The sequence below is a fragment of the Candidatus Marimicrobium litorale genome (assembly GCF_026262645.1).
GTDB classification, from domain to species: domain Bacteria; phylum Pseudomonadota; class Gammaproteobacteria; order Pseudomonadales; family Halieaceae; genus Marimicrobium; species Marimicrobium litorale.
The window spans coordinates 1896172-1916771 of record NZ_SHNO01000001.1 but is presented as its reverse complement, the minus strand read 5'-3'; the positions used below and the strand labels follow the sequence as shown (position 1 = coordinate 1916771).

15 protein-coding genes are annotated in these 20600 nt (G+C 56.1%); 6 read left to right on the top strand and 9 right to left on the bottom strand.

Translation table 11 applies throughout. The annotated features are described in order from the left end of the window. Positions 1–3: 3 nt before the first annotated feature. Entirely contained in the window at positions 4–1230 is a 1227-nt protein-coding gene (locus EYC82_RS08535; protein ID WP_279249113.1) for a glycosyltransferase family 4 protein, read from the top strand. A gap of 251 nt (positions 1231–1481) precedes the next feature. Further along, positions 1482–1844 carry a VanZ family protein gene (locus EYC82_RS08530; protein ID WP_279249112.1) on the top strand — a complete coding sequence of 121 codons (363 nt, stop codon included), beginning with the start codon at positions 1482–1484 and terminating at the stop codon, positions 1842–1844. 100 nt (positions 1845–1944) lie between these two features. Here the strand turns inward: EYC82_RS08530 and EYC82_RS08525 are convergent, their stop codons facing one another. The 3 genes from EYC82_RS08525 to EYC82_RS08515 all read right to left on the bottom strand — a co-directional run bounded on the left by EYC82_RS08525 (position 1945) and on the right by EYC82_RS08515 (position 4526). Beyond that, positions 1945–2952, bottom strand: coding sequence for a 2-dehydropantoate 2-reductase (locus EYC82_RS08525; RefSeq protein ID WP_279249111.1), 1008 nt, complete (start codon positions 2950–2952; stop codon positions 1945–1947). A gap of 29 nt (positions 2953–2981) precedes the next feature. After that, positions 2982–3734, bottom strand: a complete 753-nt coding sequence (locus EYC82_RS08520) for an acetyltransferase (protein WP_279249110.1) — start codon at positions 3732–3734, stop codon at positions 2982–2984. A 240-nt stretch (positions 3735–3974) separates the two neighbouring features. Beyond that, a complete protein-coding gene (locus EYC82_RS08515) occupies positions 3975–4526 on the bottom strand; it encodes a hypothetical protein (RefSeq protein WP_279249109.1) in 552 nt (183 codons plus the stop codon). A 418-nt stretch (positions 4527–4944) separates the two neighbouring features. Between EYC82_RS08515 and EYC82_RS18115 the strand changes: the two genes are divergently transcribed. Continuing rightward, positions 4945–7917 carry a thrombospondin type 3 repeat-containing protein gene (locus EYC82_RS18115; RefSeq protein ID WP_423243900.1) on the top strand — a complete coding sequence of 991 codons (2973 nt, stop codon included), beginning with the start codon at positions 4945–4947 and terminating at the stop codon, positions 7915–7917. A 143-nt stretch (positions 7918–8060) separates the two neighbouring features. Here EYC82_RS18115 and EYC82_RS08500 read toward each other — a convergent pair whose 3' ends face one another. Next, positions 8061–9371, bottom strand: coding sequence for a spinster family MFS transporter (locus EYC82_RS08500; RefSeq protein WP_279249108.1), 1311 nt, complete (start codon positions 9369–9371; stop codon positions 8061–8063). A gap of 246 nt (positions 9372–9617) precedes the next feature. Between EYC82_RS08500 and EYC82_RS08495 the strand changes: the two genes are divergently transcribed. The 3 genes from EYC82_RS08495 to EYC82_RS08485 all read left to right on the top strand — a co-directional run bounded on the left by EYC82_RS08495 (position 9618) and on the right by EYC82_RS08485 (position 12484). Beyond that, positions 9618–10667: an AraC family transcriptional regulator gene (locus EYC82_RS08495; RefSeq protein ID WP_279249107.1), complete on the top strand. Its 1050-nt coding sequence runs from the start codon at positions 9618–9620 to the stop codon at positions 10665–10667. Between the two features lie 90 nt (positions 10668–10757). Continuing rightward, positions 10758–11534, top strand: coding sequence for an enoyl-CoA hydratase/isomerase family protein (locus tag EYC82_RS08490; RefSeq protein WP_279249106.1), 777 nt, complete (start codon positions 10758–10760; stop codon positions 11532–11534). A gap of 170 nt (positions 11535–11704) precedes the next feature. Beyond that, entirely contained in the window at positions 11705–12484 is a 780-nt protein-coding gene (locus tag EYC82_RS08485) for an SDR family NAD(P)-dependent oxidoreductase (protein ID WP_279249105.1), read from the top strand. 277 nt (positions 12485–12761) lie between these two features. Here the strand turns inward: EYC82_RS08485 and EYC82_RS08480 are convergent, their stop codons facing one another. From EYC82_RS08480 to EYC82_RS08460, 5 genes are all read right to left on the bottom strand, one after another. Further along, the gene (locus EYC82_RS08480; RefSeq protein WP_279249104.1) at positions 12762–13802 is read right to left on the bottom strand and encodes a glutathione S-transferase C-terminal domain-containing protein; all 1041 of its coding nucleotides are present in this window, start codon (positions 13800–13802) and stop codon (positions 12762–12764) included. Positions 13803–13826: 24 nt separating this feature from the next. Beyond that, entirely contained in the window at positions 13827–14867 is a 1041-nt protein-coding gene (locus tag EYC82_RS08475) for an MBL fold metallo-hydrolase (protein WP_279249103.1), read from the bottom strand. Between the two features lie 79 nt (positions 14868–14946). Next, the gene (locus EYC82_RS08470; RefSeq protein ID WP_279249102.1) at positions 14947–16401 is read right to left on the bottom strand and encodes a flavin-containing monooxygenase; all 1455 of its coding nucleotides are present in this window, start codon (positions 16399–16401) and stop codon (positions 14947–14949) included. 7 nt (positions 16402–16408) lie between these two features. After that, on the bottom strand, positions 16409–18451 hold the full coding sequence (locus EYC82_RS08465) for a DUF3604 domain-containing protein (protein WP_279249101.1): 2043 nt from the start codon (positions 18449–18451) through the stop codon (positions 16409–16411). Between the two features lie 65 nt (positions 18452–18516). Beyond that, entirely contained in the window at positions 18517–20559 is a 2043-nt protein-coding gene (locus EYC82_RS08460) for a DUF3604 domain-containing protein (protein WP_279249100.1), read from the bottom strand. Positions 20560–20600 lie beyond the last annotated feature (41 nt).

The following is a 20600-nucleotide window of genomic DNA, read 5'->3' as shown; positions in this document are numbered from 1 at the left end:
CCTATGCATATTCTCTTTCTTACCGATAATTTCCCACCAGAAGGTAACGCTCCGGCTACCCGCACCTACGAGCATGCGCGTGAGTGGGTGCAACTTGGGCATGATGTGACGGTGATTACCTGCGCGCCCAACTTCCCGGAAGGAGTGTTGTTCGACGGGTATAAAAACAAGTGGTACCAGCGCGAGGAGATGGAAGGTATCAAGGTAGTGCGTGTTAAAACCTATATCACCGCCAACGAGGGTTTTGTTAAACGGATTTTGGATTACATTTCCTTCGGTGTAACGGGCGGTATTGCCGGATTTTTTCAGACGCGCCCAGATGTCGTCGTGTCTACCTCGCCGCAATTTTTTTGCGCCTGTGGTGCGTGGGTTTTGTCGGTTATCCGCGGGAAGCCTTGGGTGTTTGAGTTGCGCGATATTTGGCCCGCGTCGATTACTGCTGTGGGGGCGATGGAGAAGAGCACTATCATCCGTATGCTGGAGAAGCTTGAGATGTTTCTCTATCGCCGGGCCGATCGCATCGTCTCGGTGACCAATAGTTTCAAGGCCGAACTGATTGAGCGCGGGATCGACGGCAACAAGATTGACGTGGTGATCAACGGCGTGGATCTTTCTAAGTATTCGCCCGCTGCCACGAAGGACCCTGCGTTGGCAGAGCAATACGGCCTGGCTGGAAAGTTTGTGGTGGGCTACATAGGCACTCATGGTATGGCCCATGCATTGGACAGGGTGCTGGATACTGCAGAGTTATTACAAGACCAGAAAGATATACGCGTCTTGTTCGCGGGGGGTGGAGCCGAGCGAGCTAGCCTTGAACGTCAAGCGGAGGAGAGAGGCTTAGGCAATGTGGTGATGATGCCGCGTCAGCCAAAGGCCATGATGCCGTCGGTATGGAGCCTGTGTGATATTTCGCTGATTTCATTACGAGATACGCCACTCTTCACTCAGGTGATTCCGTCCAAGATTTTTGAGTCCATGGGTATGGGTTTGCCGATGGTGATTGCCTGCCCTCGGGGAGAGGCTGCGGAGATCATCGAGAGCACCGGGTCGGGTGTGGCGGTGCCAGCGGAGGATCCTGCTTCCCTGGCTGGCTGTATCGGTGAATTGTATGCAGACAGGGAGCGCCTGGAGGCTCTGGCAAAGGCAAGTGGTTCCTCTGCGGAGCAGTATGATCGCAAACGGCAGGCGGAATCGATGCTGGATTCGCTACTCAAGGCTGCGAGTTGCTGATTCCCAGCCTATCTGCAACACGTGTTAAGTCCGTGGCGGAGATTCTATGTGCCCGATGCTTGAGCGTAACGGCTTTGAGCGCGTCATCTGGTTTATCGTGAGGCGGTATCGTAACGCCTGACTGAACCAACGCTGGCCCCCGCCAAAAAGTACGGTCAGCGTGAGTTATATTGGCCTGTATGGCGTTCTATGCGAACACCGTTGAAGATCAAGCGCTTGAACAATTGAGCTAGAGTAGAATTTAAAAAATAATGCGCGTCTTACAGCTTATCGAAAAACATTGGCGCATAGTCACCTTGTGTCTACTACTAACCATTACGGCGCTGTCATTGTGGCCGCTAGACAGCCTTCCATCGGCCCCTGGCTCTGATAAAACACATCACTTGATAGTCTATGCCGCGTTAGTCTTTCCGGTTGCGCTACGTAAACCCAATCGATGGCAGTGGCTGGCCGTCTTTTTCATCGGCTACAGCGGCTTAATCGAGCTGATACAACCGTATGTCAATCGCTATGGAGAATGGCTGGATATGTTGGCTAATACCGCGGGCGTGCTGTGTGGTGTCGCACTGGCAACAGGCATAAGAGCCGTTCGTAAACGACGAAGCACAGACTAAGTCACTCTGATTGGTTCGGGTCACGGTGTTGAGCGGATGTGATGTTCGGTACCCAAGGCGTCTTGGATAATATTGGCACATGCCGTACGTGCTGCGGTAATCAGTCAGATTTATTAGGCTGCTCCACTCCCAGTTGCTGAACTTTATTGTTCAACAAACTGACACAGGCATAGATCGAGTCGATGGTTGGGCAGGACGATTGCGTGATGCGGCCAAGTTCTGTGACTGCACCGATTACGGCGTCTACCTCCATAGGGCGCCCCGCCAGACTATCTTGCAGCATGGATGTTTTGTGCGCGCCGACCGCCTCAGCCCCTGCTACCCTTTCTTCAATAGTCCGCCGAAAGGCGATTCCAAGTTTTTCCGCAATGGTCTGTGCTTCCGTCATCATGTTGATGACCAGTTTGCGCGTCTCATCATGCTGGCAGATATCGACCATTGTTGCGTTAGTCAGCGCGCTGATTGGGTTGAAGCACAGAGCCCCCCAAGCCTTAAGCCAGATTTCGGCTCGAATATCATCAATGACATAAGACTTCAGGCCAGCATTATTGAACAGGTTTGCAGCGGTAGTGGCGCGCTCGGTTACACAGCCATCGAGTTCGCCGACGGGAAAGCGGTTTCCCTCCATGTGGCGAATCATGCCGGGAGCAGCCAGTTCGCACGCAGGGTAGGCGACACAGCCAAGGATACGCTCTGCAGGTATATGCTGCGCAATGAGCCCCTCGGGGTCTAGCTTCTGTAGTCTTTTGCTATCCAGTTCGCCGCCATGCCGTTGAAAATACCACCAGGGTATTCCGTTCTGCACAGTTAGGACTGAGGTGTCCGATCCATAAAGGGGCGACAGGTCCGCAGCGACGTCGGCAATCTGATGGGCCTTGACGGCGAGTATGATCAGATCGGTACTGCCAGCCTGAGAAATTTTACCGGTTACCCGCAGATCAGTGGTGGTAGACTCTGTTCCATCGGCCATTTTTAAAGACAGTCCGTGCGACCGCATGGCGTCAAGATGCAAACCGCGATCAACAACAGTGACCGCTTCTCCAGCCTGGGAAAACTTAACGGCGAGCAGGCCGCCGATGCCCCCCGCACCAACGATGCAGACCTTCATTCTAATACCCTGTTAGAGACAAAATGCTTTTAAGTGACATCCGCCGATGTCTTGTTTGGTAGCCGCCGAGCCGGATTGCCGACATATACGCCATCTGGCGTGGTATCGGCAATCACAACCGCGCCTGCGCCGATGAAGCAGCGCTCACCAACGGAAATATTATCGCGCAGAATCGCGCCCAAACCGATAAAGGAGTGCTCACCGACAGTCACATTGCCGCCAGTTACCACGCTGGATGCAATAAAGCTGTGATTCCCAACTCGGCTATGATGTCCGATATTTGCCCCGGTACGTACTGTGACATTATTGCCGAGGGTGACGAATGACTGCAAAACAGCATGCTCATAAATAATAATATTTTCACCCACTGTAAGATCTGGCCAGACGCTGGCGCGGCTGGAAACATAGTGGGAAAGTGTGTAGCCCATGGCTTTTGCCTGCTCGCAGCGTTCCCGGCGAAAGTCATTCATTCCTGTATGCCCAAGCGGCAGCAGGATATCATGCGTGTCGGGTGGGAAAGTGTCGGCAAGCGCCTGAAAGGCCACTAGAGGCAGTCCATCAAGAGTGTCAGTCTCTACATAGGGCGCATCAACAGTAAACGCTGCGATCTTGCGCTGGCCATCATGAGCCAGACAATGGGCGGTGAGACTCGTAAGAGAGCCGCCGCCGAAGAGCACAAGTGCCTTTTTTTGTTTTTCCAGCATATTGTTGAGCTCGTTGAGTGTGAGTGCATTGTACTCGTGCTGACTCACGTTGAACGACAGCCAGGCTCGTTGCATCATGCAGTTCTAGCGGTGCCCACGTTTCAATGCCCGGGCCATTAACGTTCCAGCCTAAGATACAGCCTTAAGGAGTATCAGTGCAACGAGTGCCATAAAGGCCATTGCTATTGTCGCGCTGGCTATAGCGATAAACGCGTTGCGTAACAGGCGATGACCGTAACCGATCCCCCGCAAGCGGCGACATCGCTATACAACGCCTGGATCGCCGTGACCGCGCATGTGTTCCTTCCCACCGGGCGATTACATTCTGTCGTACTGGGGTCTGTCCGCTGCTAGCAAGACGACCGGCGGCTGTGTGATATACGTGATGCGCTGAATGCCGCGCTGCCACATCAGGCGTCGTGACGGTGTCCAGCTTATGTCCAGTTGTGAACCGGTGTCGAACTTTGGCTCTCCGTACAACTCAAGCACGCGTTGCATCACGGCGTCGGGATCACCCCAGTAGAACAGCGAAATGTTGCGCAAGCGGCTGCTTTCGTCGGGCGCCTCAATATCCAATGCATGTATCGGTTGACCTGCGATTGTGAAGGTAGACGCTTCGAGAGTCTCGGGAGTGCATGCTTCGATGCCCTCAGCGGGGTTGCAGGCAGGGAAGGTACAGCGTGATTTGAGCCCGCCGATAAAGTTGCGTGCCTGAATAGGAGCGCAGTTTCCCCCCAGTGCCTCGGCGCGTGCCAACGCGTCGCCCATCGTCAGGTTGGTGTGCAAGCCCTGCAGTGTAAAGGGCTCATCTTCCGCAAGCCCCTGTAGGGGGATTATCAGGAGTGCGACGAGCGCAAAGCGATACAGCATTGTCTCTCCTCTATTCTTTGCGACCGCCTCGCAGCGAGGGGCTCCGAAGGCATTATGAGGGCAGAATACGCGAGTAACTCCAAGGCTCAACTCCGGCTTTACTGTGTGTTGCAGTGTTGCACCGGCCAAACCCCGTCAATGAACCCCAATACATCAATAATGGCTATGAATAGCGTTTTTTGATAATTAAATGGAATACAGGGGCTGAAACCGTTGCACAGGCCTGTGCTGGAACCGTTGCTTCTCTCCCGACATCAGTCTGTATGCTATATTTTGTACAAACAATGATCAACGCTACATTTGACCTGCAGCATGGGCACACGTTGTCCCCGCCAGGTTTTGGCCAGCCAGGCCCCGATAAGATGATCGCGTTAACTGATCGCGGTTGTGCGGGGCACATAATTAGAAAGGGCTTACGATGACTGTAAAAAACCACCCGGTGTCACAAACCAACCGTGCTGTTTGCCGACTGGCAATGTCTCTTGCTTTGTGCGTGGCGCTTGTGCTCGCTGTTATGGCAGCGCCGGCTGGTGCCCAGCCCTCGTTCATCGCTTTCGAGAGTGGTCATGTGCGCCCCGTTGCGATGACGCCAAATGGCAAACGGCTGGTTGCAGTGAACACGCCGGATAATAGCGTGGAGGTGTACACCGTGGCTTACGGTGGCTACCTGGTGCACTTGCGTTCTATTCCCGTGGGTATGGAACCCGTCGCCGTTGCCGCGCACTCCGATTCGCAAGTATGGGTGGTTAACCACCTGTCTGACAGCGTGAGTATTGTCGATATTGATGAAGGCAAAGTGACTCGTACCCTGCTCGTGGGTGACGAACCCCGCGATATCGTGTTTGCCGGCACCGGCGGCAATCGCGCATTTATAACCACTGCGCACCGTGGCCAGCACCGGGAAGACCCTTCCATTGCGGGTGTGCCCGGGGCGGGTGATCCGCAACTGACCACGGAGGGCATCGGGCGCGCCGACGTCTGGGTGTTTGATGCCACGGCTGTTGGTACCACTCTGGGCGGTACACCGCTGGAGATTCTGAGCTTTTTCGCCGATACACCGCGGGCGCTGGCCGTTTCAGCCGACGCCATCACGGTGTATGTCGCCGCGTTAAAGTCCGGCAACCAAACAACCGCAATCAGGGAAGCCCTGGTTCCCAACGGCTTTGGAGCGGGCGGCGTGCCCGGCCCCCCCGACAACTGCTGGCAGGCCAACTCTGATCCCGCTTGCGAGGAGCAGGTAGCCGCGCCGGAAGTGGGCGTGATCGTGAAGTTCGATGGCACTGATTGGCTCACGTCCGAGGGTGCGGTCGCCAATGCCGGGGTACGCTTTAATCTCCCGGACCACGATGTATTTTCCATCAATGCCAACACATTGGCGGCGGGTTCAGTGGTCGAGTACGACCATGTCGGTACGATCCAGTTCAATATGGTGGTCAACCCGGTGAGCGGCAGGGTCTACGTGACCAACACCGAACTGCCCAACCACATCAATTTCGAAGGCCCTGGTGTTCACGGGGGGAGTACCGTACAGGGCCATCTCTCGGAATCGCGGATTACCGTGTTGAACCCGGCCACCGGTGCCGTGGATCCACAGCACCTCAATCAGCATATCGATTACAGCCAGCTGCACACGGACGTTGGCGCGAATCACGCGGCAATTGACGCGCAAGCGGCGCACAGCCTCGCCACGCCGTTGCAGCCGGTGGTGTCCAGTGACGGCAACACGTTATATGTAGCCGCATTCGGCTCGAGCAAAATCGGTGTCTTCGACACCGCCGATATTGAAGATGCTAATTTTGAATCCAATTTTGATCCTGCCGCAGAAAGTGGCAACTATATCGACGTGGGCGGTGGCCCGAGCGGCATGGTGCTGGATGAGGGCAATAATCGCCTCTACGTGATGACCCGCTTCGGCAACCAGCTGGAGGTGATAGACCTGGCCACCAATAATACGGTCGAAACACACGCATTGCCCAACCCCGAGCCCCAGGTGGTAATCGACGGGCGGCCCTTCCTGTACGACGCGAATGTGTCCTCGGCGAACGGTGAGGCGTCATGCTCCAGCTGTCATATTTTCGGCACGATGGATAAGTTGGCCTGGAATCTCGGTAACCCGGATGATCACGTCACGACCAATACCCAGCCTCACGCGAACGCGGGGTTCGCGCAGGACTTTCATCCCATGAAGGGCCCAATGACCACGCAAACGCTCAAGGGTATGGCTACACACGGCGCCATGCACTGGCGTGGCGACCGAGTGGACGGTTTTTTTGGCCTTGATTCCTGCGCAGAGCCCAGCGGTGCATTCTGCTCCGAAGACCATTCCTTTAATAATTTTATCGTTGCCTTCGAAGGTCTCGTGGGTAAACACGGGACTATTTCCACCCCGGATATGCAGTTGTTCACCGATTTCATACTAAGAGTGATGCTGCCTCCGAACCCGGTCCGCGGCCTGAATAATGTCGGCAGTGCTGCGGCAAATGCAGGGGAGGCACGCTTTTTCGGTGCGGCATCAGACGGCGTTGGCAATTGCGACAGCTGCCACAGGCTCGATCCCGTCACTGGCTTTTTCGGCACGGGTGGCGAGCAGAGTAACGAGGGTGGCACTCAGCAGATGAAAATCCCGCATATGCGCAATATGTATGACAAGGTGGGCATGTTTGGTATACCCCCGCTCGGACAAACAGGCGACCAGATAAGTGGCTTCGGGTTCCTGCATGATGGCTCGGTCGACACCTTGTTCAATTTCTTCAGCGCATCCGTGTTCACGTTGACGAACGCCGAGCAAAGAGCGATGGAGGCTTTCTCCCATGAGTTTCCCAGCGACCTTGCGCCTATCGTTGGGCAGCAGGCCTCGCTGGAGAACGCGCTGGCGGCGGCGGTGAATCCGCGTATCGATCTCTTCGTGCAACGCTCGAACGCGAGCTTTGAATCGTTGATGCTGGGCGGGAACACCACGGAATGTGAGCTGATCGCAAAGGGCACAGTGGGCGGCGTGCAGCGCGGCTGGGTGCGCGAGCAGGTGGGTGGATTGTTCCGCTCAGACGTCAACACGACCATCAGCAATACTGGTCTGCGCACGCTGGCGAATACCGAAGGTCCGATTACATATACCTGCGTTCCTCCGGGTTCTGGCACGCGCATGGGCATCGATCGCGACGAGGATACCGTGCTCGATGGTCTCGATAACTGTCCGACCGTGGCCAATGCCGGTCAGGGTGACAGTGACAGCGATGGCGTCGGTGACGCGTGCGACGGGGTCGCGGGCCCTGACTACGACAACGACGGTATCGGCGATGCCCTGGATAATTGTCCGTTAACGCCTAACCCGGGACAGGAAGACACCGATAACGATGGCACGGGAGACGCGTGTATTATCGCTGGCTGCTAGTGGTGTCATTGCTGCCCCGCAAAAGATGCCAAACACAGGGTATGAAGTAGCTATCTCGGCAAACCCTGCGCCGCACAAGCGGCGCAAATCGGGAACAGCAATGTTTGCGCCACAGGTATCGTTAGTGGCGTGCATCATAATAATTACGTGCGTGTTTCGGCCTGCCTGGCGAGTGCTCGCGCACAAAGGAAAAAGTGCAGGGAGCCCCAAAGGCCGATCAGCGTGAAGTAGGCAAGCCCCACGGCCAGCGCATCCTCGCCATAAAAAGGGGTGAGAAGATCGCTCAGCAATCCTACCAGCAGTGGACCCAGCCCCAGGCCGATGAGATTGAGGCACAGCATCTTTATTGCAGAGGAAACAGCACGCATATTAACTGGCGACAGGGTTTGTATCATGGCGATGGTTGGGCCAATAACGTAATTACCGGCCAGGCCGGGGATAATAAAAAGCAGTATAGCGGTCGTGAGATCGTCGGCTAACAACCCCATAATGAATAATGGGCCGGTGAAGAATGGCACAATGGCGAGCATCCGCATGCCGTATTGGTAGCCACGTTTTGAGAGGTGATCAAACCACTTGCCGGCGGCCAACGCGCCGATTGCCGCCGTTATGCCGAACACCCCTGCCATCAGCAGGCCGGTTTGGGATTGGCTCAGATCGTATGTTCTTATGAAGAAGGTCGGCAACCACTGGGTGAAGCCATAACCCACCAGACCGGCAATGACTGCACCTGCGATGAGGTGTCGCATGGCGGGATTGGACCACATGGCGAGCGCGGTGGTGCGTATGGGCGGCGGCGGCAGAGGTGTTTCTGTTTCATAGGTACCCCTGGTCGGCTCCTTCAGCGACCTGGCCATAAACACCGCCAGTAACAGGCCGGGAACGCCGACAGAGATCATCGCCACACGCCAGCTGTAGGTTTCGGCAATAAAACCACCGCCCACAAAACCGAGCATTATGCCGAGACTACCGCCCAGCATTAAGATGGCCATAGCGAACGCCCGACCCTGGGGCGGGAAGTAATCCGCGATAATCGACTGACTGGCGGGGTTCACGCCGGCCTCACCAATTCCCACGCCGATCCGGAGAATCAGCAGGCTGATAAAACCCGCTGCGAAGCCGCTGAACGTTGTCATCAGGGAGAACACCACCAGGCTGACAATAATAATCCACTTGCGGCTGTGCTGGTCAGACAGACGCGCAATGGGCAGGCCCATGGTGGCGTAAAACAGGGCAAATGAAATCCCACCCAGCAACCCGAGTTGGGTGTCTGTTAAACCAAACTCTGCCTTGATGTCGGGAAACAGTATGGAGAGAATCATGCGGTCGCACATGGACAGGGTATAGGCCAGCATGAGTAGCGTCAGGGTGGCGCGATGTCCCGCAAGGGGCTGGCTGGTTGTAGTCGCAGCGAGATCGGTGGGCGTTACTTTTTTATCGGGTTGGAGATTCATGGTCTTGTCCCACCGCCTTAAATTGTGCAAGCCTGCAACGGGATTGACTACCCGCAGTGCCAGAGTCATTCCCATATATGCCCGAGGCATTACACGGTTTATTCCAGCGATCTTACGAGATGCAGTATAGTTCGAGGCAGGTCAGAAAAGGAATCATATTCGGCCGTTATCGAGGCGGTGGGTGTGTTCATTCATCTTGCGTAGTGCTGTTTTGGTTGGGGATTAAAAGGGATTAAAAGGGATTAGATGAGAGCCATCCGGGTGCAGCAGGACCTTCATCACCATTTGCTGCTGGCGTTGGAAGGTGCCGGTATTGGTGCTGAAGCGCTGCTGGCTGAACTCCGTGCAAAGGGTATTACGGTGCCGGATACGTCGTCAGCAGTGCACGCGGGCGCTGAGAGGGTCAGAGTCCTGGAGGTTGCCACTCACCTTGTTGGCGACCCCTGCCTGGCGTTACGCCTGGGTCAAATGATCGGTATAGCCAGTTACGGCAGTTTTGGTTTTGCGTTGATGAGCTGCGCGAATCTGCGCGAGAGTCTCCAGCTTTTACTGCGTTATGGACAGGTATTGTTCCAGCCGAGCTGGACAGCGCGGGAGTATGAGGGCGGTTTGCTGTTGCGTGCGAACCTAACCCTGCGCTCTGTTGCACAGCAACAGTTGGTCACTGAACTGGCTTTCTCAAACGTTGCTGCAGTGGGCAGATCGCTTTACGGCAAGCAGGTAGAAAGGGCAGAGGGCGTAGAAGTACACTTGAATTATTCCAGGCCTGCACACGCTGCTTGCTATAAGAAAGCAATTAACGTGCCTGTGACATTCGACTGCGAACACAGTCAGTTATTGCTCCCGTCGGCGGTTCTCGACACGCCCGTGAAAACGGCGAACCGCTCGGAGCATGTGGTGTTTCATCAACAGTGTGAAGAGATATTGCGCGGGCTGAGTAGCGTAGAAAAAACCACCGCCGATGTCAGGCAGTGTCTGATTCAGTCCGCTGGAGATTTCCTTGATATCGCGCAGGTCGCTGAGAGCATGCATGTCAGTGAGCGCACCCTGAGGAGGAGGCTGGCTGCGGAATCGACAACGTTTCGAGCGACCGCTGAAGAGGTCCGCGATTTACTCGCGCGCGAGTATCTAATCGAAACCGAGTTGACCGTCGCCGATATTGCGCATCTGCTGGGTTACAGCGAAACAGTTAACTTTCGCCGGGCGTTTGTGCGTTGGAACGGCGTGACGCCCGGCGCTTACCGCCAGCAGTATGTGACCGAAAATGATTCTATTGTGTTCCCGGTAAACGCTTAGAATCGCAAGCGCGGAACGACCCGCCATTGCCGAGGACGGCGATAACTGTGATCGTCCGGTATCCCCAACTGCAACGGAGAGTAAAGACGAATGAGCGAGTGTTATCAATCAGTCACCGATAAGCTGTTGACCCGATTGGACAGTGGCATACTGACTATCAGCTTTAACCGGCCGGACGCCATGAACGCGTTACACCCGGAAATGTTGGAGGGCGTTGCTGCTTTGGTTAACCGCGCCAGTGGCGACGAAGCCGTTTCGGTGATTGTTTTGCAGGGCGAGGGGCGCGCTTTCTCGGCCGGTGTCGACCTGAAGGTGTTGCAGGATATTGAACCGGCTTATGGCCGCATAGGCGATGTTTTTGACGCGCCCGCGAGACAGGCCTACAGCGCCATTCGCAGCGCGTGGGTGCCTGTGATCGCCAGGGTGCAGGGTGCCTGTTTTACCGGTGCGCTGGAGTTGGCCCTGCACTGTGACTTTATCTTCACCACTGATGCGACAAAATTTGGGGATACTCACACCAAGTTTGGCCTGCGTCCCACCTGGGGGATGTCTCAGACCCTGCCCCAGGCAATAGGGGTTCGCAAAGCCAAAGAGTTGTCTTACTCGGCGCGAGTGTTCAGGGGAGATGAGGCAGAGCGACTGGGTATTGCCAATCGCTCCGTCGCAGGAGACGCAGAGCTGGATGATCTGGTGACACGGCGCGCGGCTGAGATTGCCGGGAACTCACGCGCGGCAGTCGCGGCCATGAAAGACCTTTATAATATGCACCAGGAGGGCCTCGCTATCGAGGAGGCGCTTATCAAAGAGCGGGATACAGAATACATCGATATTCTCGATACCGCGGAGCGTCTCGCTGAGTTTCGATAACCGAGAGACAACCCGCAAACGTAGAAAACCGGTTACGGATGTTGTAGCCTCCTGTGCACCGGCCCGGTACCGCAAGCGAATACGTCGCCGGCAGGTCTATTTATCATCCGCCACCGGATGCAGAGGCTTGCACGGTCTCTCTACTGGCGCAGCCTGGGGTAACATAATGTATGTCTGAAACAGCTTTGATAACAGGTGCCTCGGGAGGCATCGGTGCGGAGTTCGCGCGTATTCATGCAGCGGCGGGCGGTGATCTGGTATTGGTCGCCAGAAACCGCGAGAAGCTCGAAGAGATAAAAGCTGATCTTGAATCAAGCCATGGCATCTCTGTGCTTACCATCGCAATGGATTTGTCACATGCTGATGCGGCCGACCGCGTGTTCGCGCAGACCGAGGCAGCGGGTATCAAGGTATCACTGCTTATCAATAACGCAGGCGTCGGAGGGCACGGTAAATTCTACGAGAGAAAGTTGCTCAATGATCAAGCCATGATGCAACTGAACATGGGCGCCCTGGTAACCCTGACACACCTTTATCTGGAGGCAATGATACAGCGAGGAAGTGGAAAGGTGCTAAACGTCGCATCGACAGCGGCTTTCATTCCCGGTCCTCTGCAGGCGGTGTACTACGCGACAAAGGCGTTTGTGCTGTCATTTTCTGAAGCACTGGCGGAAGAGCTCTCCGGTACCGGTGTTACGGTGACGGCGCTTTGCCCCGGACCGGTGATGACCGGTTTCGCGGAAGCCGGCGACCTTGAGGGCGTCAGGGTATTTCAATTTGGCGCGTCGGCTGAATCGGTCGCGATCTGCGGATACAACGCAATGCAAAAAGGAAAGCGGGTGGTCGTAAACAGTAAGCTGCTCGGTTTCGTGCTGAAGTGGATCGCGCCGCTCATTCCTCGGCGCATCTTACTCAAATTTTCCCGTCTATCTTTGGAAAAATCCTCATAGAAGCAGGGTATGAGACTCGGGTTCGTGCTGCGCTCATCTCGCGCGTCAGTGGCGTAATACAATGAACAATAACAGCCATTTTTAGTGGCTGCGCCGCAAAAACCCCTTCAGTGGAGCAAGGGCTGGCATCGATCAAACAGTGTTTAGCGGCAATGTCTCTGGTCACCCAACACCGGGCGCGAAACGGTGCCGGCTAGCATGACACACTGCCCCTTGCCGCGGTCACTAACAGCAGCGGCACACGCGTTTGCGCAAATGCCGATAGCGTCACGGTTCTTCAATCGAGTGAAAGCATGGTCTCAACGCCAGTGCCCTCAAGCAGTGCGTTGACACGGGCGCGGTCGGACTCACCAAGGGCGCGGTAGTGTTCGTTGGTCCAGCGCAGGCACTTGGCCTGGTAGGGGAAGGTCTGTTGGGTCCAGGGTGCGCCATCGATGACCGCATCCCAGGTTTTTTCTCCCGCCTCAACCGCCTGTGCATTGGCCAGCTGCGCGGGGGCATACATGCGGCCGACCTCTTGCAGCAGGCCACGGAGGGTAGAGGGTTGATCCGCAATACTCACCCAGTCCTGTTCGGTGGGTTCGAGCCCGCTCTGGTCGTGCATAAGACTCACCCAGGCCACAGTGCGCGGAGACACGTCATGGGCAATCGCCCGGGGTGTGGGGTCGAACCCCACTAATTGACTCAACTGGCCGAACAGGCCGAAGTCGCCCGCGGCGGGCCGGTTGCCCAGCAGGTACGGTTGCTTGCCCAGGTGTTTCTCCATGGCAGCAAGAAAGCGCCGATAGCTTGCATCGATCACCGCTGCTGTAGTGTCGTTGGAGCCCACCACGTACAGTCGGCTAATCTGTCGATCTTTTACCCAATCCTTGAATTGTTGACGGGCATCGCTGGGCATACTCACGTTCATACTGAGCGGCAACAGCGTGCCGGCGTTGTCCGCGTCCAGCGTCGCATGCCAGCGATAATGGAACATGTACTTGGTGCACCATTCGTCAGCGAAATCCTCGAGTAAATAGTCGATAAACGCCAGGGCCGGGTCAGCAGGCAGTACGGAGCGGTCCGCATACGTCTTTTCCAGACGTCGGATAATCGGTGTGGAGTCGCAAACCGCTGTTGTGTGCCCTGCCTCTTCAAAGAAGAAGGTGGGCTCAAAGGTCGGCCGCGGTTTCTCCACGCCCATTGCCTCACAGGCCTCCGCCGGCATGCCCCAGTTGATTGCATAGGGTATGCGTCGGTAGCGCAGCAGGGCGACCATCTTTTGGGTATAGGGTGACCCGGTACCGCCTGTCAGTCGGATAGGTTGGTTATGCGCCATGCCTTTTCTCCTGAAAATTGTGCGTTACGGGCGATGTACGATGATGTCGTCACTCTCGATGGGCAGCTCAAACCACATCAGGTCCTCTGCGACCAGAAAGTTGTCCGGTGCACCGCGCAAGAAGACGTCCTCAAACAGGGATGTGGGCGGTACCGGCACCAGATGATAGAAAGCCACCATATCGACGTTGGACTGTTGGCCCAGCTCAATCAGTGCGTCGGTCGAGGCATGATAGTCGATGACATCGGATACAATTTTTGATTGCCGTGACTGCCCCTCTGCATTCAACGCCTCTGTCAGCGCCGTCAGCGTCGGTAGCGACAGCGCGTCGTGGAGCAGTAGATCAGCGCCCTCAACTATCGCCAGCGTCTTGTCTGTGACATTGCTGTCGCCTGAAATGACAACGCTGCGGCCGCGGTAGTCAAACCGATAGCCCACTGCAGGATGAATAGGCGGATGCTCGGCGACATAGGCTGTAATGGTGAGATCACCGTCCTGCAGAATGACGCCTGGAAGAATGGATTTGTGGGCCAGTACGCCCAGCGCAGGCGGCAGCAGTTCTTCTCCGTGGTGGCCCGTGCGATACCGTCGATCCTGCCGGTAGGCCCCATTGATTGCATTGGTTACTTCTGCAACGCCATACGGACCGTAGACGGTGAGCGGTGTCGGTCGACCCTGTACCCAGGACGCGAGATTGATCTCATAAATTTCAGCAATGTGGTCAGAGTGAAAATGCGTGAGCAATAAGCCCTGCAGTCGATCTGCGGGCAGTCCCAAACGGTTGATGTTATCGGTGGAGCCAGCGCCAGAATCGATCAGGAAAAAATGCTCCGGTGTGATGACCGCTATACAGGCCTGTGCCTGCCCGGTACCGAGCGGTGATGCGCTGCCGCAGACATAGACTCTCAGGCTCTCTGATTCTGGAAAGGGTTCAGCGCCGCGCTTGGCAAGTAGGGCTGTGCCGCGCTCAATGACGGCGTCCTGTACCGCAGGCAGTGTCAGTAATGCTCGACCCGCACCGACGATTATGAGAAGGCTGATGACTATTGCCAGCGTTATTTTCACTGCTATGTTCTCCGTGTTATGTGCCAGCTAATCATGGGCTCGATGGTGTCTTGTCGCCCCGTATTGCAAGGCGTCAGTGTTACCTGAATTCCAATTCCTTGTCCCGCAGGCTGCGCAGACGCAGGCCAATGAAATCCCTGATGTAATCCTGGTAGTTCTGCCAGGGCAGTCTGTTGCCCTGCTTGGGAAATTGTTCTCTGGCACGGAGCACGTAGCCTGCGTCGAAATCGAGCAGGGGAGTTTCTTCAATGCTTCCCTTCATGCGCGGTGTCACACTCGCATAGCTGCCACGCGCCATTTTGTTCAATAGTCGACACACAAAGTGACTGGTCAGATCGGTTTTCAACGTCCACGATGAATTGGTGTAGCCCACCGTGAAGGCCATATTCGGCACATCTGAGAACATCATGCCGCGGTAGATAAAATGTTTGCTGAAATCGATTGCCTTATTATTGACACTGTACTCAATTCCTCCGGCAAACTGCAGGTTCAATCCCGTTGCCAGAATAACGATGTCGGCGTCCAGCTGTTTTCCAGACTTGAGCGCAATACCGGCGCCATTGAATCGCTCGATATGATCGGTGACCACCTCTGCGCGCCCTTGTTTAATGGCCTTGAACATATCGCCGTCTGGCACCGCGCACAGCCGTTGATCCCATGGGTTGTAAGGCGGCGTGAAATGCGTCTTGATATCGTAATCCGGCCCGAGGGCCTGGCGCACCTGTCCCAGCATAAACCGGCGTAAATCGTCCGGGCGCTTGCGCGACAGCTTGTAGACATAGATTTGAAAGAGCACTTTTTTCCACCGTGTCAGGCGGAATGTCCAACTTTCAGGAAGCCACTTGCGCAGTTTGTCTGCGAGTGGGTCCTCAGAGGGCACGGTAGCGATGTAGGTCGGCGTACGCTGCAACATCACCAGACTAGCCGTGTCTTTGGACAGGGTGGGTACCAGCGTTACCGCCGTGGCGCCGCTACCGATGACAATGACACGCTTGCCCTGATAATCCAGATCCTCGGGCCAATGCTGGGCATGAAGGACCTGGCCGTTAAAATCATCAAGGCCGGCAAACGCTGGCGTATACCCCTGCTCGTAGTCATAGTAGCCGGTGCAATTAAAGACAAACTTGCAGCCGACTGTGATCATCTCGCCGGTGTCGCCATGCCGGGCGGTTATCAACCACTGTTTGTCCGCGTCGGACCAGTTGGCGGTCACGACTTTATGTTTGTAGCGAATGTTTTTCTCGACGTCATATTCCGCGGCCGCTTCACGGATATAATCGAGAATCTTGTGCCCGTCCGCGATGGTTGATTCGTCGCGCCACGGTTTGAAACCGTAGCTGTACGTATACATATCGCTATCGGAGCGGATTCCTGGATAACGGAATAAATCCCAGGTGCCGCCGCTGGCCGCACGGGATTCGAGGATCATAAAGCTGCGCTCAGGGCTTTTGCGCCGCAATTGGCAGGCACCGCCAATCCCGGCGAGGCCAGCGCCGATGATCAGCACATCGACAGATTCATACGGTTTGGTCATCGTTCCCTCAATCTACGAAGTGGTTTTTTTCACTGGATGCGCTGTACCAGATCGGCGATGACCACGCGCGCTCTTGCAGGGTGGCTTGTAAGTCTGAACGCGGCTTTTCTCCGGCGCGTATGGCATCCCAGGTGGACCAGCGACAGACAGGGTTCTCCAGCACACGAGCGTAGTAGAACGCGTCTTGCCCCGGGGTGAAGTCGGGGTCTTGCCACAACGCTTTGAGTTCGCTCGACCCAACGTCTGCTGTGATAGAGCAATCATCCAGATTGACACGTGCGCCGTTATCCGGGCAGCGATGCGTTTGCGGATTTACACTCAGGCCATCGGAGCAGGCCACGTCATAGACCTGCTCGCGGTGTTCGCCGTCTTCGAGCCAGCCTTTGATAACTTGAACCCGCTGCAACCGGGCTGTGTTCGGGTCCGCGACGGCCCAGGTCAAAAAAGTGGGCTGCTGATCATCGCTTGCTTGCAGCGTGCCACCCATGGTGATTCCGTCCCGGTAGGCGGCGCTTGCCAGGTCAGGGCTATCCAGTCGTGCGTCGGCGAGGCCGTAACCTGCGAAAAATCGAATCTTTATCCGTGTGCCGCTGGTGGCGAAGGTTTCCTTGCGGCGCAGCGCATCATAAATGGCTTCACGGGTATTTTCTTCTGCCCATACCCCGGCAATACCCGATGCGCTCCAGTACTTGTAGCCTGAGAAATCCAGGTAGTCTTCCCCATCTACCTCCTCGACCATTTCGGGTGCCGCCAGTTTGACCAGGGTCCCATAAAGGAAACTTGCTGGTACTGAGCCGCGTTTTTCGGCCGTGCTATCAAACGCGCCGATTTTTCCAAAGTAGTCGTCTTCTTCAAGTGAGGCTGCGCCCGTATGCGTATCGCTGGCCCCGACCACACCAAACTGGTAAGGATTGGCATCATCCGATTCCCTCATGGCTAGCCCGCGTTGCCAGGCGTTTCGCACATAACTGCCCCGTGGATTGCTGGGAATTCGGGTAGACGTGCGCATGGGGAAAATTTCGAAATTAGCCCACTCATCGTTTTTGGACAGCGCGGGATGAGTATCCGATGTACCTTTTACCTGTGTGATTTCTACCAGCGGTTCATTGCGCAACCGTTGCTCGGCGTACTCCTGGTCAATGGGATTACCGTCCCAGTCGGTAAACGCAAACATCGCACCGTTGGAGCCGTTGCTGTTATGTGGTATTGCAAGGCTTTCAACCTCTTGCTCGCGCAATCTATCCATCCAGTCCCACAGGCCTTCGGGATTCATGCTATTGAATCGTGAGAACGGCCGCGCGGGCAAGCGCTCGGTGCCGCGAAAAATCACATTGCGATGCAAGGCCTCTCGTTCGTCGGTCGATGAGGTGAACTCGTACCCTGCAAACGTGGTGAAAGTGCCGGGTTTATAGGCGGTATTGGCCGCATCAATAGTCTGCATCCATCCAGATTTTAGCGCGTTGTTTACCACCGCGTCATTGATTGTACCGTCGAGCAGGCTGGCAACGACATCGCTGATAAAGTTGCTAAATACCTTACTGCGTTTTGCCAAATCCAGTATGCCGCCATCCACGGACTCATTGATGTTGTGATAGGGCTTTGCGAACGCATACTGCGATACCGTCGTGCTGGTGTCTTCTGCTTCGTTGATCAGACCCAGCATGACCGCGTGATCTGTCACTGCGTAAAAATCCAGTGGCTGTGCCAGTTGCACATCAAAGCCACCGGGGTGCCTGATCGCCTCGCCCTGAGCATAGCGATAGGCGTCTGCCGGGGACGCGGTTGTGCCGAAAGCAGAGGCATCGAATGACAGTGTTGTATGCACATGCAAGTCACCAAAGTACGCATTGCGCTCGGGGTTGGGCGCAGGGCGACTGGCGCTGGGTTCGGGTAGTGATGCGAAGGTGATGATTTCATCACTCCCCGGGAGGATCATATTATTGGTACGATAGTAGTCTCGCGCTTCCTCACGCTTGGCGGATTCTGAGGGGTCGCCGGAGCATCCCGCGGTGAGGGTGATCGCCAGCACTGTTGCAATGCGAAAAAACATAATTCAATGATTCCTTAACACGCAACGGCAGTCTGCGAGAGTTTGATAGGTCGTCATCTCGACAGTCATTTTTTGGGATACAGCCATATTGGGCTGGTCCATGCCCGTTCGCGAATAGTCGCGGGGACACGAGGATCGGGTTCGCGCCCAAGGCGTATCGCATCGTAGCTTGACCAGCGACAGGTGGGATTCATCAGCACGCGAACATAATAGAACGCACTCTGGGTGGGATCGAAGCCAGGGTCATGCCAGACGACCTTGAGTTCATCGGCGCCGGAATCGCGACTGAAGCGGCAGGTTTCCAGATCGACGCTGGCGCTATTATCCGGGCAGCGGCCTGTGACAGGGTTAACTGTCATACCGTCGGCACAGGCAATATCCACAACGGTTTCCCGGGTCTCACCCTCAGGATCAATCCAGCCTTTGACCATTTGTACCCGCTGCAGGGGTGCATCGATTGGATCGCGTGTTGCCCAGACAAAAAAACCAGGCGACTGTTGCCACGCCTCGCCTGCGTTTTGAGGCACCTGCAAAACGCCTCCCATGGGCACACCGTCTGCGATCAAAGACTGGAACGGGTTGTGTTCCGCCACGATAGCATCATCAATCCCCCAGCCGGCATAGAAACGCACGGCCAGACGTGGACCCGAGGTGGCATAGGTTTCGCGGCGGGCCAGTGCATCAAAAATTGCCTCCCGCGTGTTTTCAGGGGCCCACACCGCGGCCAATCCGCCCGATGTGTTGAATTTCAGAGGTGTTTTATAGGCAGGCGCGGTTGCGTCGGTCTCTCGCAGGCGCCTCTGCGCGGAGGACGTAGCCGCACCGATCGCGCCGGGGAAGTCCCATTCCTCGACATCGCCGGGGTTAGAGTTATGGCTGTCGGTGGCGGCGATAAAACCGCTCTGGAGCGGGTTAAAGCCCAATTCCTGCTCAAGTTCAAGACCGACTTTCAGACCCTGTCGTACGAAACCGGTTGCAAAGGCGCAGCCGGTCTTTTCGCCCGGCTCGCAGGGGTCGAATACCTGTTCGAAGGCACATTCTTCATCGGTGGCACCCACGCCAAGCGCGCACTCCTGTGCGCCCTTGATCTGGAAGATCTCGGCCAGCGGTTCGCGCTTCTGACGCAGGCGCCAGTCGGATTCGTTATATTCGCGGCCATCCCAGGTATAGCGCGAGTACATGAGGCCCCATGCCTTGTTGGGGTTGTGCGGTATCGTCAGAAAGTCGCAACCCTCGCCGCAGGTGGCTTCAAGCCCCTGCCACAGCTCGATGGCGTTGGGTACATCCAGGCTTGAGATAGCGCGCTCGGGAACGATGTTAGAGCGAAAGAGTATGTTGCGATGGTGCTTGCCTTGTTCGGGTAGTCCGGGTGAATACTCATAGCCGATTAACGTGGTCAACTCACCCGGTGCATAGTACTTGTCGGCAAGCTCGACATAGCGGGCCCAATCATTTCTGGCGTTCTGGTAGCATCGCTCGAGCGCGTTATCGCCAAAGCGGCAGGTGGGAAAAGCGCCGGGCTTGGGGGCTTGGCGTGCTTCTGGCTGATAGACGCCGGCAGGCTTTGAGGGGTCGCCCGGTGCCGCTTTGCCACGAATACGGCTGGTCAGGATTTGGAAAATCATCGGGTTAGGCTCGTTGGCCAGCCAGCAGGCGGCGCGCTCCGCCAGGGAGAGGTCAGGGCTGTCGCAGTGCGTGCGGGTGCCGAAGCCCTCTGCGTGATCGGTGATCGCTACAAAGTCCAGAGGTCGGGTGAGCTGCATGGTCTCGCCACCGGGGCTGTTTAACGGCTCGCCTTTGGCGAAGCGGTAAGCATCGTCGATGGTCAACGTGTTGCCAAACAGGGTGGCATCAAAACTTTCACTGGTATGCAAATGCAATTCGCCCCAGTACAGGTTCATATCAGGATTGGGCGCTGCCGGGTAAATGGCCGCTTGCGGGGTCGGCAGGCTTATCTTGCTATCGTCTTGCATGGCATAGTCGCGGGGCGCGGTATCCGGTCCGTTTCTGTCAGCGGAGGCCTGCAAGGGAATCAGCAGCTTGATCGTGACATAACCGGCGCCTGCGAGCAGCAGTACAAAAATCCCCAAAGCCATTTTCTTGAGCATACGGTGCGTGTCCGTTTCAATTCTGTGGGCCTGTATGTATC